The organism is Hyphomicrobium sp. (assembly GCF_036833075.1).
Lineage (GTDB): Bacteria > Pseudomonadota > Alphaproteobacteria > Rhizobiales > Hyphomicrobiaceae > Hyphomicrobium_C.
Genome location: NZ_DAITQL010000001.1, coordinates 30,950 through 45,799 on the forward strand (window position 1 = coordinate 30,950; position 14,850 = coordinate 45,799).

At 67.4% G+C, this 14,850-nt stretch carries 10 protein-coding genes and 1 pseudogene; 6 read left to right on the forward strand and 5 right to left on the reverse strand.

Going from position 1 to position 14,850, the window contains the following annotated elements:
• Positions 1-45: 45 nt before the first annotated feature.
• The 3 genes from V7082_RS00170 to V7082_RS00180 are packed head-to-tail and all read left to right on the forward strand — an operon-like array spanning position 46 to position 5,068.
• Complete coding sequence (locus V7082_RS00170; protein ID WP_334145322.1) at positions 46-711, forward strand: TetR/AcrR family transcriptional regulator; 666 nt, start codon at positions 46-48, stop codon at positions 709-711.
• Positions 708-1,964 carry an efflux RND transporter periplasmic adaptor subunit gene (locus V7082_RS00175; RefSeq protein WP_334145323.1) on the forward strand — a complete coding sequence of 419 codons (1,257 nt, stop codon included), beginning with the start codon at positions 708-710 and terminating at the stop codon, positions 1,962-1,964. The genes V7082_RS00170 and V7082_RS00175 overlap by 4 nt, the downstream gene beginning before the upstream one ends.
• Positions 1,961-5,068: an efflux RND transporter permease subunit gene (locus V7082_RS00180; RefSeq protein WP_334145324.1), complete on the forward strand. Its 3,108-nt coding sequence runs from the start codon at positions 1,961-1,963 to the stop codon at positions 5,066-5,068. Before V7082_RS00175 ends, V7082_RS00180 begins: the two co-directional genes overlap by 4 nt.
• Positions 5,069-5,100: 32 nt before the next feature.
• Here V7082_RS00180 and V7082_RS00185 read toward each other — a convergent pair whose 3' ends face one another.
• Both V7082_RS00185 and V7082_RS00190 read right to left on the reverse strand, forming a co-directional pair.
• On the reverse strand, positions 5,101-6,186 hold the full coding sequence (locus V7082_RS00185; RefSeq protein WP_334145326.1) for a quinone-dependent dihydroorotate dehydrogenase: 1,086 nt from the start codon (positions 6,184-6,186) through the stop codon (positions 5,101-5,103).
• Complete coding sequence (locus V7082_RS00190; RefSeq protein ID WP_334145327.1) at positions 6,180-6,539, reverse strand: DUF952 domain-containing protein; 360 nt, start codon at positions 6,537-6,539, stop codon at positions 6,180-6,182. Before V7082_RS00190 ends, V7082_RS00185 begins: the two co-directional genes overlap by 7 nt.
• A gap of 222 nt (positions 6,540-6,761) precedes the next feature.
• On the opposite strand from V7082_RS00190, the pseudogene V7082_RS21515 reads away from it, so the two are divergent.
• Both V7082_RS21515 and V7082_RS00195 read left to right on the forward strand, forming a co-directional pair.
• Positions 6,762-7,025, forward strand: a pseudogene (locus V7082_RS21515) (DUF262 domain-containing protein); the annotation flags it as partial.
• 199 nt (positions 7,026-7,224) lie between these two features.
• Positions 7,225-8,394 carry an HNH endonuclease family protein gene (locus V7082_RS00195; RefSeq protein WP_334145329.1) on the forward strand — a complete coding sequence of 390 codons (1,170 nt, stop codon included), beginning with the start codon at positions 7,225-7,227 and terminating at the stop codon, positions 8,392-8,394.
• A gap of 27 nt (positions 8,395-8,421) precedes the next feature.
• Here V7082_RS00195 and V7082_RS00200 read toward each other — a convergent pair whose 3' ends face one another.
• Together V7082_RS00200 and V7082_RS00205 are read right to left on the reverse strand one after the other, a co-directional pair.
• Entirely contained in the window at positions 8,422-10,092 is a 1,671-nt protein-coding gene (locus V7082_RS00200; protein ID WP_334145331.1) for a lysine--tRNA ligase, read from the reverse strand.
• A 130-nt stretch (positions 10,093-10,222) separates the two neighbouring features.
• Positions 10,223-12,016, reverse strand: a complete 1,794-nt coding sequence (locus V7082_RS00205) for a hypothetical protein (RefSeq protein WP_334145333.1) — start codon at positions 12,014-12,016, stop codon at positions 10,223-10,225.
• Between the two features lie 951 nt (positions 12,017-12,967).
• Here V7082_RS00205 and V7082_RS00210 point away from each other — a divergent pair.
• Complete coding sequence (locus V7082_RS00210; protein ID WP_334145334.1) at positions 12,968-13,846, forward strand: alpha/beta hydrolase; 879 nt, start codon at positions 12,968-12,970, stop codon at positions 13,844-13,846.
• A gap of 103 nt (positions 13,847-13,949) precedes the next feature.
• Here the strand turns inward: V7082_RS00210 and V7082_RS00215 are convergent, their stop codons facing one another.
• Positions 13,950-14,465, reverse strand: a complete 516-nt coding sequence (locus tag V7082_RS00215) for a DUF2147 domain-containing protein (RefSeq protein ID WP_334145336.1) — start codon at positions 14,463-14,465, stop codon at positions 13,950-13,952.
• Positions 14,466-14,850: the final 385 nt, after the last annotated feature.

The window sequence follows — 14,850 nt, forward strand, 5'->3', positions numbered from 1 at the left end:
CGGACGTCTGACGGCGCCACCCTGGCACCGGTCCGGAACGCTACGATGCCGAAGCTCAAGCCCGAAACACAGCAGGCCCGCCGCGAGCGCATCCTCGATGCGGCCGAGCTTTGCTTCGCGCGCGCAGGCTTCCATCGCTGCACCATGCAGGACATCTGCAGGGAGGCGGGCATCAGCCCCGGTGCGCTCTATGTCTACTTCGCCTCCAAGGAAGATCTGATCGCCGGCATCGTCGAGCGCGATCGCGCCAAGCTCGCCTCCGAGCTGGCGGAGCTTTCGAGCGCACCCGATCTCCTCGACGCGCTGGCCAAGCTCGGTGAGCACTACGCGGTGGAGCGGCCTCATTACAAGAGCGTGCTCGGCATCGAGATCGGCGGCGAGGCGACCCGCAATCCCGCGGTCGGCGCAACGTTCCGCTCGGTTGACGTGTTCTGCCGTCAAAGCTTCGAGCAGGTCTTTGCCCGAGCCCGCCACGACGGAAAGATCACGCCCGAGGAGGATCCCAAGACGCTCGCCGAGGTCGTCTCCCTGATCGGCGACGGGCTGTTCTGGCGGCGCGCCGTCGATCCCGATTTCGATGTCCATAAAATGATGCCGATTCTCGTACGCATCGTCAGCATGCTTTTGAACCCCGTCGGGCCGGCAGTTCTCAGCGCCGATCCCGCTCCGGATCGAGCCGCCGCCAGGCCGAAGACCGAGGCGTCTCCATGAAAAAGCGTGCGCTCATCGTTCTTGTGGGCCTCGCCGGGCTCGGGATCGCCGCCTACCAGTCGGGCGTCGTCGCGCCTTATCTCGCATCCTTCGCCGCGCGGCACGCCGAGGAGGCCGAAGCGGCGGCGCGGGCCGGCCCCCCGGCTCCCGCGGTGACGGTCATGGAGGCGGCCCGGTCCGATTTCGTCGAGACGGTGCTCGTGACGGGCTCGTTCGTCCCGCGCGAGGAGATCCTCGTCGCGCCCGAGGTCGACGGACTGCGCGTGCTCGAGATCAAGGCCGAGGAGGGCGACCATGTGAAGAAGGGCGACCTTCTCGCCGTGCTCGTCACCGAGCAGATCGAGACGCAGCTCGCGGCCAACGAAGCCGCCCTCGGCAGCGCCGCGGCCGCGATCGAGCGTGCGACGAGCGCCATCGCCGAGATGGAGGCGCGCCTCGTGGAGGCGAAGGCCCAGCTCGATCGGGCGCGTCCGCTGGTGGCGTCGAAGTACCTCTCCGAGAGCGTGTTCGATCAGCGCGCGGCGGCCGAGAAGACCGCTGAAGCCCAGCTCCGTTCCGCTCAAGGCGCCCTCGCCCAGGCCGAAGCGGACAAGCGGCAGATCGAGGCGCAGCGGCGCGAGCTTCTGTGGCGCCGCGGCCGTGCCGAGGTCCGCGCCCCGGCCGACGGCATCGTCAGCAAGCGCGCAGGGCGCATCGGCGGCATTGCGACCGCGAGCACGCTGACCGGCGGCGACACCATGTTCCGCTTGATCGAGAACGGTGAGATCGAGCTCGATGCCGAGGTGACGGAGACGAGCCTCTGGAAGGTGAAGCCCGGTCAGCCGGCCCGCGTCACCGCGCCCGGAGGCTTGGAGGTTACGGGCCGCGTGCGCCTTGTGGCGCCCGAGGTCGACAAGACGACGCGCCTCGGACGTGTCCGCATCTTTCTCGGCGCCAACCCTGAGCTCAAGGTCGGCTCCTTCGGCCGCGGGACCATCGAGACCGGCCGCGCCCGCGCCGTCGCCGTGCCTCTCTCGGCCGTCCTCTACACGGACGAGGGCCCGAGCGTGCAGGTCGTCGCCGACGGCAAGGTCGAGACACGCCGCGTCAGGACCGGCCTCGAGACCGCAGGGCGGATCGCGATCGAGAGCGGCCTCGCCGAGGGCGATCTCGTCGTGGCCAAGGCCGGCACGTTCCTGCGCGACGGCGACGCCGTCCGGCCGGTCGTCCCCGACGCGCGCCTGAGCGAGAAGAGCGACGGGGACACCCGATGAACATCTCGGCCTGGTCGATCCGCCACCCGGTGCCGTCGCTGGTGCTCTTCATGGTCCTCCTGGTGCTGGGCGTGACGAGCTTCCAGACCCTGCCGGTCACGCGCTTCCCGAACATCGACCTGCCCGTCATCCAGGCGCGCATCTATCAGTCGGGCGCGGCGCCTTCCGAGCTCGAGACCCAGGTCACCAAGCGCGTCGAGGACGCCATCGCCGGCGTCAACGGCGTGAAGCACATCACCTCGACGGTGACCGAAGGGTCGTCCGTCACCACGGTCGAGTTCCGCCTCGAGATCGATGCCGACCGCGCCTTGAACGACGTCAAGGATGCCGTGCAGCGCATCCGCACGGATCTGCCGCGCACCATCGAGGAGCCGGTCGTCACCCGGATCGAGATCGAAGGCCTGCCCGTCGTGACCTACGCGGCGCGTGCGCCCGCCATGACGCCCGAGGAGCTCTCCTGGTTCGTGGACGATACGCTGGTGCGCCTGCTGCAGGGCGTGCGGGGCGTGTCCGAGGTCCGCCGCATGGGCGGCGTGACGCGCGAGATCCGCATCAACCTCGATCCCGACCGCCTGTTGGCCTACGGCGTGACGGCGGGCGACGTCAACCGGCAGGTCCGCGCCTCGAACGTCAACCTCGCCGGCGGGCGCGGCGAGATCGCGGGGCGCGAGCAGGCGATCCGCACGCTTGCGAGCAAGCAGACGGTGGCGGAGCTGGCCGAGACGATGATCGCGCTGCCGGGCGGGCGCAAGGTTCGCCTCGATCAGTTGGGCACGGTGAGCGACGAGGTGGAGGAGCCGCGGACGTTCGCCAAGCTCGGCGGCGAGGGCGTCGTCGCCTTCGCCATCTCGCGCGCCAAAGGCGAAAGCGACACCGTCGTCGCGGATGCCGCCGCACGCAAGATCGAGGAGATCCGCGCACTCTATCCGGACGTCACGCTCGAGCGCATCGACAACACGGTCGACTATACCTACGGCGTCTATAAATCGACGATGAAGACGCTGCTCGAAGGCGCGATCCTCGCCATCATCGTCGTGTTCCTGTTCCTGCGCGACCTGCGCGCCACCATCATCGCCGCCATCGCGCTTCCGCTCTCGATCATTCCGGCGTTCTGGGCCATGTCGGCGATGGGCTTCTCGCTCAATCTGGTGAGCCTCCTCGCCATCACCATCGTGACCGGCATTCTGGTCGACGACGCGATCGTCGAGATCGAGAACATCGTACGGCATATCCAGATGGGCAAGTCGCCGTACAACGCGGCGCTCGAGGCCGCCGACGAGATCGGCCTCGCGGTCATCGCCATCACCACCACCATCATCGCCGTGTTCACGCCGGTGTCGTTCATGGGCGGCATCGCCGGGCAGTACTTCAAGCAGTTCGGCCTCGTCGTGGCGGCGGCCGTATTCTTCTCGCTCCTGGTGGCGCGGCTGATCACGCCGCTGCTCGCCGCCTACTTCCTCCGCCCCCACGAGCACGTGCCCGAGGAAGGCCGCCTGATGCGAACCTATACGCGTCTCGTCGGTTGGTCGGTTCACCATCGCGTGGCGACCGTCGCGCTCGGCCTCCTGATCTTCATGGGCTCCGTCGGCAGCTTCTATCTGCTGCCGTCGGGCTTCCTGCCGCAGGAGGACTCGGGCCGCATGCTGCTCGGCGTCGAGCTTCCGCCGGGCACACGGATCGCCGACACGGAGCGGGCGACCGACGAGGTGACGCGGCGCATCAAGGACCGTCCCGACGTGGAAAGCGTCTTCGTGCTCGGCGGCACGCTGCTCGGCAGCGGCGAGGAGGTCCGCAAGGCGACCCTGATCGTCACCCTGAAGCCGCGCGAAGAGCGCGCGCTCTCCCAGAGCCGCATCCGGGAGGAGATCGGTCGCACCTTGGCTGCCATCCCCGACATCCGCTATTTCTTCATGCAGGACGATGGCCAGCGCGAGCTACAGCTCGTCGTGACCGGCCGCGACGGAGAGGCCGTCGACAAGGTCGCCGCCCAGCTGACGAGCGAGGCCAAGCGCATTCCGGCGCTGGAGAATGTCGTCTCGACGGCGGAGCTCGACCGGCCGGAGCTGCGCGTCTATCCCCGCTCCGAGGTCGCCGCCGAGCTCGGCATCAACACCGAATCCATATCGGAGGCCGTGCGCATCGCCACCATCGGCGACATCGGCGCCAACCTCGCCAAGTTCGACGTCGGCGAGCGCCAGGTTCCGATCCGCGTCCAGCTCGAGACCCGCGCCCGCGAAAGCCGCCAGCTCCTCGAGGAGCTCAAGGTCATGACCGCCTCGAATGGCGCCGTGCCGCTGTCTGCGGTCGCGACGTTCGACTACGGCCAGGGCCCGACCGCCATCGACCGCTACGACCGCACGCGCCGCGTCGTGCTTGGCGCCGATCTCGTCACCGGGACCCCGCTCGGCGATGCCGTCGGCGCCGTGATGGCGTTGCCGGCGGCCAGGAGCCTCCCGCCCGGCGTCGAGATCAAGCAGTTCGGTGCCGCCGAGATCATGGGCGAGGTGTTCGAAAGCTTCGGCCAGGCCATGGGCGCGGGCCTGATGATGGTCTATGCCGTGCTCGTGCTGCTCTTTGCGAGCTTCCTGCAGCCGATCACCATCCTCTTCTCGCTCCCGCTCTCCATCGGCGGCGCCATCACGGCGCTCGCGTTGACCGGCAACTCGATCAGCCTGCCCGTGGTGATCGGCATCCTCATGCTGATGGGCATCGTCACCAAGAACGCCATCATGCTGGTCGACTTCGCCGTCGAGGAGATGCGCCGCGGCGTGCCGCGGACCGAGGCGATCATCGACGCCGGCCGCAAGCGCGCCCGCCCCATCATCATGACCACCATCGCCATGGTGGGCGGCATGCTGCCCTCGGCACTGGCGCTCGATTCGGGCGGCGAGTTCCGCGCGCCCATGGCCATCGCCGTCATCGGCGGGCTCATCTCGTCGACGGTGCTGAGCCTCTTGTTCGTGCCGGCCGTCTTCGCGCTGATGGACGATGTCTCGGGTTGGCTCTGGAGGCTGTTCGGCCGCCATATCGGCAAGGCCGACGAGCCCGAGGACGGTCCGTCCCGGCTCCTGCCGCGCCCCGGCACGCACGCCGCCCCACGATAGGGAGCGGCGCGCGTGACTGGATCACGTCCGGATCAGATCGTCTTCGCAGCCCATTCGGCGGCGCGCGTGCCGACGAGTTCCCGGATCGAGGTCAGCCGCCGCTCGCGGCAGACCTGCGCGAGATGGCTCTTGATGCGCCCGATCAGCCCAGGCCCCTCGTAGATGAGCCCTGTGTAGAGCTGCATCAGAGTGGCGCCCGCCTCCATCTTGGCCAGCGCCGCCTCGGGACTGTCGATGCCGCCGATGCCGATCAGCGGCACGGTGCCCCCGCTTGCCTGGTAGACGCGCGCCAGCATCACCGTCGCGCGGTGGAACAGCGGCCGGCCCGAGAGACCGCCTGCCTCCTGGGCAACCGGGTCGGTGAGGCCCGCCCGGTCGAGCGTTGTGTTCGACACCGCGATGCCGTCCACGCCCTGCCGGACGAGGGTCTCGACCGTCGCCTCGAGGGCCGCGTCGGAAAGGTCCGGCGCGAGCTTGACGACGATGGGGCGCGGCGCTGCGCCGGCCGCGACCCGGGCCGCCCGCGCCGCCATGAGGCGCCCGAGCAGCGCGCCGAGCGCCTCCGGCGCCTGCAGGTCGCGCAGTCCGGGCGTGTTGGGCGAGGAGATGTTGACGGTGAAATAGCGCGCCACGTCGTAGAAGGCTTCGAGGCCCGCCACGTAGTCGGCGATCCGGTCGGGGCTCTCCTTGTTGGCGCCGATGTTGACTCCGACGATGCCCTCCGTCGTCCGCCGGGCGAGCCGCGCGCGCGCCGCCTCGTGGCCGCCGTTGTTGAAGCCGAGCCGGTTGATCACCGCGCCGTGCCGCGCGAGGCGGAACACGCGCGGCGCGGGGTTGCCGGCCTGCGGCCGGGGCGTCGTGGTCCCGACCTCGGCGAAGCCGCAACCGAGCCCCAGCACGGCATCCACGACCCGCGCGTCCTTGTCGAACCCGGCCGCGACTCCGACCGGGTTGGGAAAGGTCTCGCCCCAGAGCGAGATCTCGAGCGCGCGCTCGCCCGCGCCCCGTTCGTGCGGGTAGATGCCGAACTCGAGCGCCCGCAGCGTGAGCGCGTGGGCGGTCTCGGGTTCGAGCGCGAGCAGCAGAGGCTGCGAGAGGCGCGTCAGCACGCTCAGCATGGGGCCTCCGGGATGAGGCCGACGTCTTCCGGAATGACGGGCACGCCCTCGCCGTCGAGGGGGAGCGGCCTCGTCCAGAGCGCGTGTGCGGTCGTGAGGGGACCGTAGAGATGCGGGAAGAGATCGCCGCCGCGCGAGGCCTCCCAGGCGAGCTTCTCGCCAAGCGCCGTCTCGTCGAAGGCGACGAGCAGCAGGTCCGCGATGCCTTTGAAGTGCCTGGCGGCCGTCCCGCGCACCTGATGGGCGGCGGAGAGGTGGATGAACCCGTCCCGGATGTCGTCCGCCGAGCCGCGATAGGCCCCCTCCTGGCATGCGGCATCCCAGGCCGCCCGGTCGACGATCTTGAAGATCATGGATGACGTGTGTCCGGTTTCACGCAATGGTCCTGAACCTGTCTCGCGGGGGAGAGCACGAGGTTCTCGTGCGCGCTGCTCCGCGGTAGAGTTTGGCTAGGCTCATAGCACGGGGGCGGGAGGCGATGCGCGGCCCAAAAACGATAGGTCCGACGGCGGTCCGTTTCGGGTTGCGCCGGAGCCTCCGGCTGCGAGCAGGAGTAAAAGACAAGGACGTTGTGCGTGCGCGAGCTTGTTTCGGTTAGCGTCATACCTCTCAAAGAATTGTTTTCTGACGCATTTCATTTCCACCTCCCCTATTTCCAGCGCGCTTACGCGTGGCAGACGGAGCAGATAGGGCGGCTCCTGTCGGACATCGCCGGCGCCATGCGGGCGAGCGCGGGCGAGCGCGGCTATTTCCTCGGCAAGCTCATGATCGCTCAGAAGAAGGGGGAGGCCGACGCGGGGCTCGTCGACGGCCATCAGCGGGTCATGTCGCTCACCATCCTGTTTGCCGTGCTGCGTGACATCGAGAGCGACCCGCGCCTGCAGGTCAAGCTCAGCGGCTTCGTCCGCGGCCGCGAGGTGCGCCTCAGCCCGCAGGAGGTCGTCGCCCGGTCGTGCGAGCGCTTCGTGCAGGCCCCCGGGCGCCACCTCCGTCGAGCCCGACGAGGACATCGATGTCCTGTCCGAGTCGGAGCGCAACATGATCGAGAACCGCAACTACTTGCGCAGGGAGTTGACCGGTACCGAGTTCGGTCCCGCCTTGAGGCATGCCCTCGTCGACTATCTCGCCGAGCGCTGCTGCGTGATCGTCGCCTCGGTCGAGGACGAGGACGAGGCATGGGCGTTCCTGAGAGCCGAGGAGGAGACGCGCGTCGACTTCTCGAAGTCCGACCGCGCCAAGTTCAACCTGCTGTCGATCGTGCCGGCCGGTGAGCGCCCCGAATGCCAGAAGATCTGGGAAGCCTGCGAGACCCTGTTGGGGGCGGCCGACATGCATGCGCTGCTCGGGCACCTGCGCACGTTGAAGCGGCGCAGGCAGAGCGCCAAGCCGGTCGAGGTCGAGATCGCCGAGATCTACGCGTTCGATGTCGCCGGCGCCGGTTCGTCCTTCTTGAGCGGGCAATTGCGGCCGGCGGCCGAGCGGCTGGCGTTCCTGCGCCGGCGCCGCGGCGATGCCGGAGGGATCGGGACCTACGCCGAGCGGCTCGAATGGATCGACCGGCAGCTCTGGGTTCCGGCGTCCTTGCTTTGGCTCGAGCGCCGGCGCGATCCGGAGGAGAGCCTCCTGTTCTTCAAGCGCCTCGAGCGCCTGGTCTGGATGATGAAGATCGCCGGCTTCGATCCCACCAGCCAGCAGAGCCGCATCGTCCAGCTTCTGGCCGAGATCGACCGGGGTGCGGCGGTGGCGCGGATGCGCGAGCTCGAGATCACGGCGGACATGCGCGACAAGGCGCTCGGCAACCTCAGGAGCCCGTCGTTCGACGCCAAGCATTTCTGCGCCCGCGTGCTCAGGCGCATCAGCATCGCCCTCGGCCAGGACCCCGGGCCGGTCGAGCGCGACCGGCTCACCATCGAGCACGTGCTCCCGCGCGCCTTGAACCCGAGGAGCGGCTGGCGCACGCATTTCCCGTCGCAGCGTTCCGTCAAGCAGCACGCCCACCGGCTCGGAAACCTCACGTTCCTCTCGCCCGAGGAGAACCAGCAGGCCGACACGCTCGCCTGGACGGCCAAGCGTCCCATCCTGGCCGCCTCGCAATTCCTGCTGTCGACGAGCCTCGCGGAGGCGGACGAATGGACGCCCTCCCGGATCCTCGGCCGCACCGAGGAGCTGATCGGCGCCCTGTTCAAGGACTGGGAGCTCAAGCTCTGAGGTGCCGCCCTCCGCGAGGGCCGACTCCTATGCCTCCTCGGCGTCCTTCGCGAGCAATTCGCCGTTGAGGGCCTGGGCGATCAGGGCTCGCGTTTCCGGGACGCCGTAGAGCGCGATGAAGGAGCCGAAGCGCGGCCCTTTGCTCTCGCCGAGCAGGATCTCGTAGATGCTGTTGAACCACGCGTTCGAGACACCCGGCTTCTCGGGCGTCGCGCCCTTGGCGGAGAGGTCCTGGTAGCGCGGCACGGAGCGGCCCACGTCGTAGAGGATCGTCTGCAGCTCTTCGGCGCTGGCGCTCTCCGGTGCCGCTGCGAGCGCGTCCGACAGTGCCGCGAGCGCGCCGCGCTCCACCTCGTCCGGCGCGCGATGGCGCTTCTTCGGCTTCACGAAGTCCGTGTAGTAGCGCACCGCGTAACCGGCGAGCTGATCCAGGAGCGGATGCGTCTCCGGGCTGACGCCGGGGACGTGGCGGCGGATGAAGCCCCACAGCACGCCCGTATCGTGGGCGTTGGACGCGGCCACGAGGTTGAGCAGCAGCGCGAACGTGAGCGGCGTCTCGGTCGCGGGCGGCGCGCCGCCGTGGATGTGCCAGACGGCATTGTCGAGCTTCGCCTTGTCGTCCTGGCGCGGGTAGGCGGCGAGGAGTTGCAGGTATTCGTCGACGGCGCGCGGGATGACGTCGAAATAGAGCCGCTTGGCGCTGCGCGGCTTCTGGAACATGAACAGCGCCAGGCTCTCGGGCGAGGCATAGGTCAGCCACTCGTCGATGGTGAGGCCGTTGCCCTTCGACTTCGAGATCTTCTCGCCGGTCTCGTCGAGGAACAGCTCGTAGACGTAGTGCTCGGGCGCCACCCCGCCGAGGATCTGGCAGATCTTGTCGTAGAGCGGCGCGTTGGTCTGGTGGTCCTTGCCGAACATCTCGAAATCGACGCCGAGCGCGGCCCACCGCATGCCGAAGTCGGGCTTCCACTGCAGCTTGACGTGCCCGCCCGTCACCGGAAGCGTGACGTCGCGGCCATCCTCGTCCGCGAACGTGATCGTGCCGTCCCTGGCATTGATCTCCTTCATCGGCACGTAGAGAACGCGCCCGCTCGAAGGCGATATGGGAAGGAACGGGCTGTAGGTCGCCTGACGCTCCGCGCCGAGCGTCGGCAGCATCACCTTCATGATGTCGTCGTAGCGCTCGACGGCGCGGAGCAGCACGGCATCGAAGCGGCCGGACTTGTAATAGTCGGTCGCGCTCGCGAACTCGTAGTCGAAGCCGAACGTATCGAGGAACCGGCGCAGCATGGCGTTGTTGTGGTCGCCGAAGCTCGCGTAATCGCCGCCGAACGGATTAGGCACGGAGGTGAGCGGCATCTGCAGGTAGGGCTCGAGCGACGCCGGGTCCGGCACGGTATCGGGAATCTTGCGCATCCCGTCCATGTCGTCGGAGAAGCAGAGGAGCCGCGTCTTGATCTTTCCCCCCGTCAGTGCCTCGAAGGCGTGACGCACCATGGTCGTGCGCGCGACCTCGCCGAAGGTGCCGATATGCGGCAATCCCGACGGGCCGTAGCCGGTCTCGAACAGCACCGTCCCCTCGCCGCCCTTCCTCTTCTCGACGCGCTTGATGAGACGGCGCGCCTCCTCGAACGGCCAGGCCTTCGCAGCGCCGAGGGCGGCGGCCATGGCGGGATCGAGGACGGCGGGATTGGTCATCGGGACGGGCGGCTTTCGAGGCTGGCGGCAAATCGATGGGAGAGGCCGCAACCTATGGGGCGCATGGGAGGGCGTCAATCGCCGCTCTGGAGATCCCGAGGGCGTGCGGAGCGCGGCTTGAGCAAGGCTCCTACCGGAGGAGAACCTTTTGCACCTCCGGCTGCTTTCGGGCCGGGTCTCCGGGGCTCGCGTCGTCCGGACCGGCGGAGGGCGGTGATGTGCTCGCAGCGCTACGCCGTCGGCGCGGACGGAAAAGGCGCCGCAGCATGAGCAGCACGATCACGCCCGCGAAGGCGAGCCCGGCCACTGCCAGCGGATGCTTTTCCCACATCAGCACGGGAGAGATCCGGCCGTCCCACGCGGCCCTGGCGTCATCGAGCATGGTTTCGGGGCTGCCGCTGCCCTCGCGCAGCATCATGTCGACCGCGCGGGCCTGGTCGCGGCTTGCGAGCACGGCATTGCGGACCCGCGGCGCGGCGATGCGCTGCATCTTGGCCGGGGCGGCGGCGACCGCCGACAGCACGCGCTGGCGCGGCTCGGGCTCGAGGCCGTCCAGATAGCGGGAGAGCGATTCGAGCTCGGCCTCCGAGAAGGCGCGCGCGAGCCGTTTGAAATCGCCGCTCGGCAGGCCGAACAGCCGGTCTCGCGTGCCCGGCGCGAGACCGGCGAGCCGCGTGATCGCCACGTGGTCGTCAAGCGCGAGCAGGGTGGTAAGCGTCTTGCGCGTGAACCCCTCGGGCGTCGCGCGCTTGTAGATCTCGTGCTCGAGCACCTTCGGCAGGTGGTCGCCGGCGAGCGCCGTCCAGCCGAGCGCTGCATCGATCGAGCGCGTGTCGCGGGCGATCGTCATCGCCGGCTCCGGCAGGAAGCGCACGGCCTCGTTGAGCGAGCCGTCCTGGAGGCGCTTCAGCACGCCGGCTTCTCCGTCGGAGGCGAGCACCAGTGCCACGACCTCGTCGAGCCGCGCAAGCTGCTCCGGCTTCACCGTGTCGAGGAAGGACCTGAAGCCCTCGTTTCTCTCGGCGATATCCAGGGCCTTCTGGTGCGCCGCCCTGAAGCCGCGCCAGATCTCGATCACGCGGTCGGCCGTTTTGGTCGCGATCTCGTGCAGGTGCTCGTTGATCTGCTCGGCGATGGTTCTGGCGAGCTCGTCCTTGACCAGGTTCTTCGTGGCCTCGGACCTCATCTCGTCGGAGACGATCGGGAGCACGCCGTTGCGCAGTTCCCAGATGTCCTTGGCGACGAGGACGAGGCCGACGCCGCCCACCGCCACCGAGACGAGCCGGGCGAGGATACTGCCCGCGAGGCGCTGGCCGACGCGCGCCGCGATTTTCGCGAGTTGCCGGCGCATGAGGATCATCGCCGCGCCCGCGATGCCCTGGCTCGACTGCTGGACGACGGAGCCCGGGGTGATGGTGGCGCGCCCGACGGTCGCCTCGAGGTCGAAGTCGTTCTCGACGCCGCCGGCTACGATTTGGGCGACGGTCGCACCGTAGCGCTCGCCGAGGAAGGCGCGCAGGCATTCGAGGGAGGGGCCGACCGCGTCCTGGCCCGCGAGCTCGAGCGTACGCCCGACGTCGGTGCCGACGCCCGTCGCCAGGGCCTCGATGGCCGTTTTCATGACGTCGGATTTGTAGACGCGGTCGGCAACCGCGGCGGCGATCTCCTGCGCCTTCTCGGAGCTGACCAACGACTGCGCAAGGCCCGCCCAGCTCGTCTCGCTGCGCACCTCGGCAACCGCGAGATCGATGCGTTTGGCGAGCAGGTCGTCCATGCCGAGGCGTCGCCACTGCACGTCGACGCTCGCGCGATAGTCGAAGGATTTCACGCTGGCTTCGAGCGCCTTGAGGGACAAGCCCTCGATCGCGCGGCGGAAGCCCGCCTCGTCCGCGGACTGGCAGGCTTCGTAATCCGCCCGGGTCATGGGGGGCGCACTGAACGCGGGAGCCGCCACGTGCGTTGAGAGCGACAGGACGAGCAACGCAGAAACGGCGGGGCGCAGGAAGAGGGGCAAACGCAAGCTCCGGGCGGGCACGCGAAGGAGCGTGGGTCCTGCAGGCCGGCCACCGTTCACTATACGCAGAGGTGTCGATGTGGCCAGTGACATTTCAGACACCCCGGCTGTGGAGGGACGATGCAAACGCGCGACCCTCGTCGTTGCGCGAGCGCAACGGTACGCCGATCAGGGCCGAAATCGGCGCCGAAACATCGGATTTGAGTTTTGATTTCGCCGTGCGTCAATCTGACCGGCGTCGCCTTGGAAAGAAGATTATGCCCGCTGATTTCAATGAGAAAGAGAATGACCCAATGATGTCGGAATTTGGCGCAAGCGGCGCGAGAGCATTTGCGCGCCTGCATCGATACGTGGGCGTCACACTTCTGCCGCACCCGCCTCCGACTAGAGCCGCCCCGGGCGCCGGTCGGCGCGACGCTGGCCGCAGGGTGGCTTGAGAGCTCACGCGAAGGTTGTTGCACAAGTCATGACTGCCATGATCTTATTTACCTTGCGACCGATCGCCCTATAGGCAAGGGTGTGCAAGAGTTGCAGGTAGGGGCCACAAGCGGGTCCGAGAGTGGGATTGGCGGCTTGGCATCCACGTAGGGAGCGTCGTTTCGACGGCGCATCGTGGTCGCCGGTGAATGAGTCGATTAGTGAAATGTTTGCGTTTGGATGAGGTAAGGGGCCACCGGGCTGTGACGCGATCTTGAGCGTTCGAAGTTCGGGCAATGCGCCGATAAAAAACCGCAGAGGCGGAAACCGAGGAGCGACGTTCAGGGGTTTGATTAATGGGGGATGCAAACTCGAAGCTTGGCATTTATCCGTTAATCGGCTTTATTCCATTCTTAAGCAGTAACAGCGAGTTGACCTAACCGCATGAGCAAGCAAGAAAAAATCAACGCCCATCGCGGCAGCCTCGTCATTCCGGGCGGTAAGATCGGCGTGCTTCTGGTGCACAGCCTCGGGGGCAATCCTGTCGAATTACGCTTTGTTGCCCAGGGACTTGCACGCCAGGGCTACACCGTTTACTGCCCGCTTATTCCCGGCCTTGGCGGCGGCACCGACACGTCCGGACTTTCGTCCTGGCAGGATTGGTATGCGGCCCTCGAGGCGGCGCACGATGAGCTAAAGACCCATTGCGACGTGATCATCGTTGGCGGCCTTTCGGCAGGCTCGATGCTGACGTTGCGCTTGGCGCGCGAGCGTCCGAGCGAGGTCGACGGCCTTTTGCTGTTCGCGCCGACCATCTGGCCCAACGGCTGGGCCATCCCGCTCCATTTCAATCTGTTCGCGCTGGTCTATCACAAGTGGTCCGCCAGGCTCTTGCACCTGCGCCAGCGCGCACCCTACGGCATCAAGGACGAGCGCATCCGCAACTTCGTCATCGACAGCTTCAAGAGCGAAGGCCGCCCGATCGAGGATATGTTCGGCCGCGGCGGCGGTCTCGTGTGGGAGTTCAAGTCCCTGACCCGTGACGTCAAGCGCCGCCTGGGCGAGATCAAGCAGCACGCTGCGATCTTCCATCCGCGCGAGGACGACCAGAGCGACATCTCGAATGCGTTCAAGCTGCAGCGCGAGCTCGGCGGCGTGGTCGAGATGACCGTGCTCGACGACAGCTATCACATGGTGACGCTCGACCGGCAGCGCTCGATCGTCGTCGACCGCTCGGTGGAGTTCGTGCGGCGCCTGACGCAAAAGATCGAGGAGAAGGCCGCCGTCGCCCGCCTCGTCAAGGGCAAGGGCATCGCGGAATAGTCGAGTGCTGCGAAACCAGCTATTTTCATTGAAAAAGGCCGGGTCCACGACCCGGCCTTTTTGTTTCAGACGCGGCTGCAGCTTGATGAGATCCCGGGATCTATCAGGCCGGCGGCGGAGGCGCCCCTTCGCACCGGGGAAGGCCGGCCGGCGCGCGCGTCCAGAGAAACGATTTGCCGAGCATCTTCACGCCGAGATAGCCGGTCACCTTGAGCTTGTCGCTCTCCGCGAGCTGCAGCGCGACGCTGTAGGTCTTTCCGGTCTTGGGGTCGTAGATCTTGCCGCCGTCGAACGTGCCGTCGGACATGAGCCCGAGCCCCCACAGCATGGGGAGGCCGCAGATCGGGCGCCCTTGGCTCGCCGGATCGGGGTTGTAGCGATCGTGCTTGGGCACACCCTCGGCGTTGAGAGGGTCCTTGAGCCAGACGATGCGGCCGCAGAGGCGGCTGGCGTTTTCCTGGCAGATGTAGATTTCGACCGCGCCCTGCCCGCTGTCGTCGTACCAGATGCCGAGCTCGGGGCGGGCCGCGCTGCTTTCCGAGGAAAGGGCAAAGAGGCCGATCAGAAGAGCCGGAACGAACCGCAGGGCGGCCGTTAAGGTGAAGACTTTTTCGGTCATGGGAAACCCGATGGCTATGGGACTGCTTGCTGTCGCGGCTGCGCTGAACGGTGTCCCTTCGTCGCAGGAGCCTCAATCTGCAGCGAAAAGCGGCAAAAACACGAAAGGGGCCCCTTATCCGTCAAGACCCTAGCCATATCAAGGGCCAGGAAAACGGATGACCATCTTTCTGCCTAAGCGCTTTGATTTGAGGTCGTTGTCATGAGATGGGTGGTGATATCGTCGGACAAAACTTATATACCGGCGCTGAGGCGCACGACATGAGACCGCCCGCGACCGGCGAGCCTATGAAATCGGACGAGCTTTTTTGCGCCGATGACCAGTCCGGTCTGGTCTAGGCACGACGTGCCGGCCTCCTCAATTTTTCTCGGTTCCTGAGTAGAAG

What these genes read in the sequence shown, in the direction of transcription:
- V7082_RS00185 (WP_334145326.1), bottom strand. Translation starts at nt 6,186, where the DNA reads ATGCTGAGCGTGCTGACGCGCCTCTCGCAGCCTCTGCTGCTCGCGCTC.
- V7082_RS00195 (WP_334145329.1), top strand. Translation starts at nt 7,225, where the DNA reads ATGATCGAGAACCGCAACTACTTGCGCAGGGAGTTGACCGGTACCGAG.
- V7082_RS00205 (WP_334145333.1), bottom strand. Translation starts at nt 12,016, where the DNA reads ATGACCCGGGCGGATTACGAAGCCTGCCAGTCCGCGGACGAGGCGGGC.
- V7082_RS00170 (WP_334145322.1), top strand. Translation starts at nt 46, where the DNA reads ATGCCGAAGCTCAAGCCCGAAACACAGCAGGCCCGCCGCGAGCGCATC.
- V7082_RS00190 (WP_334145327.1), bottom strand. Translation starts at nt 6,539, where the DNA reads ATGATCTTCAAGATCGTCGACCGGGCGGCCTGGGATGCCGCATGCCAG.
- V7082_RS00215 (WP_334145336.1), bottom strand. Translation starts at nt 14,465, where the DNA reads ATGACCGAAAAAGTCTTCACCTTAACGGCCGCCCTGCGGTTCGTTCCG.
- V7082_RS00210 (WP_334145334.1), top strand. Translation starts at nt 12,968, where the DNA reads ATGAGCAAGCAAGAAAAAATCAACGCCCATCGCGGCAGCCTCGTCATT.
- V7082_RS00175 (WP_334145323.1), top strand. Translation starts at nt 708, where the DNA reads ATGAAAAAGCGTGCGCTCATCGTTCTTGTGGGCCTCGCCGGGCTCGGG.
- V7082_RS00180 (WP_334145324.1), top strand. Translation starts at nt 1,961, where the DNA reads ATGAACATCTCGGCCTGGTCGATCCGCCACCCGGTGCCGTCGCTGGTG.
- V7082_RS00200 (WP_334145331.1), bottom strand. Translation starts at nt 10,092, where the DNA reads ATGACCAATCCCGCCGTCCTCGATCCCGCCATGGCCGCCGCCCTCGGC.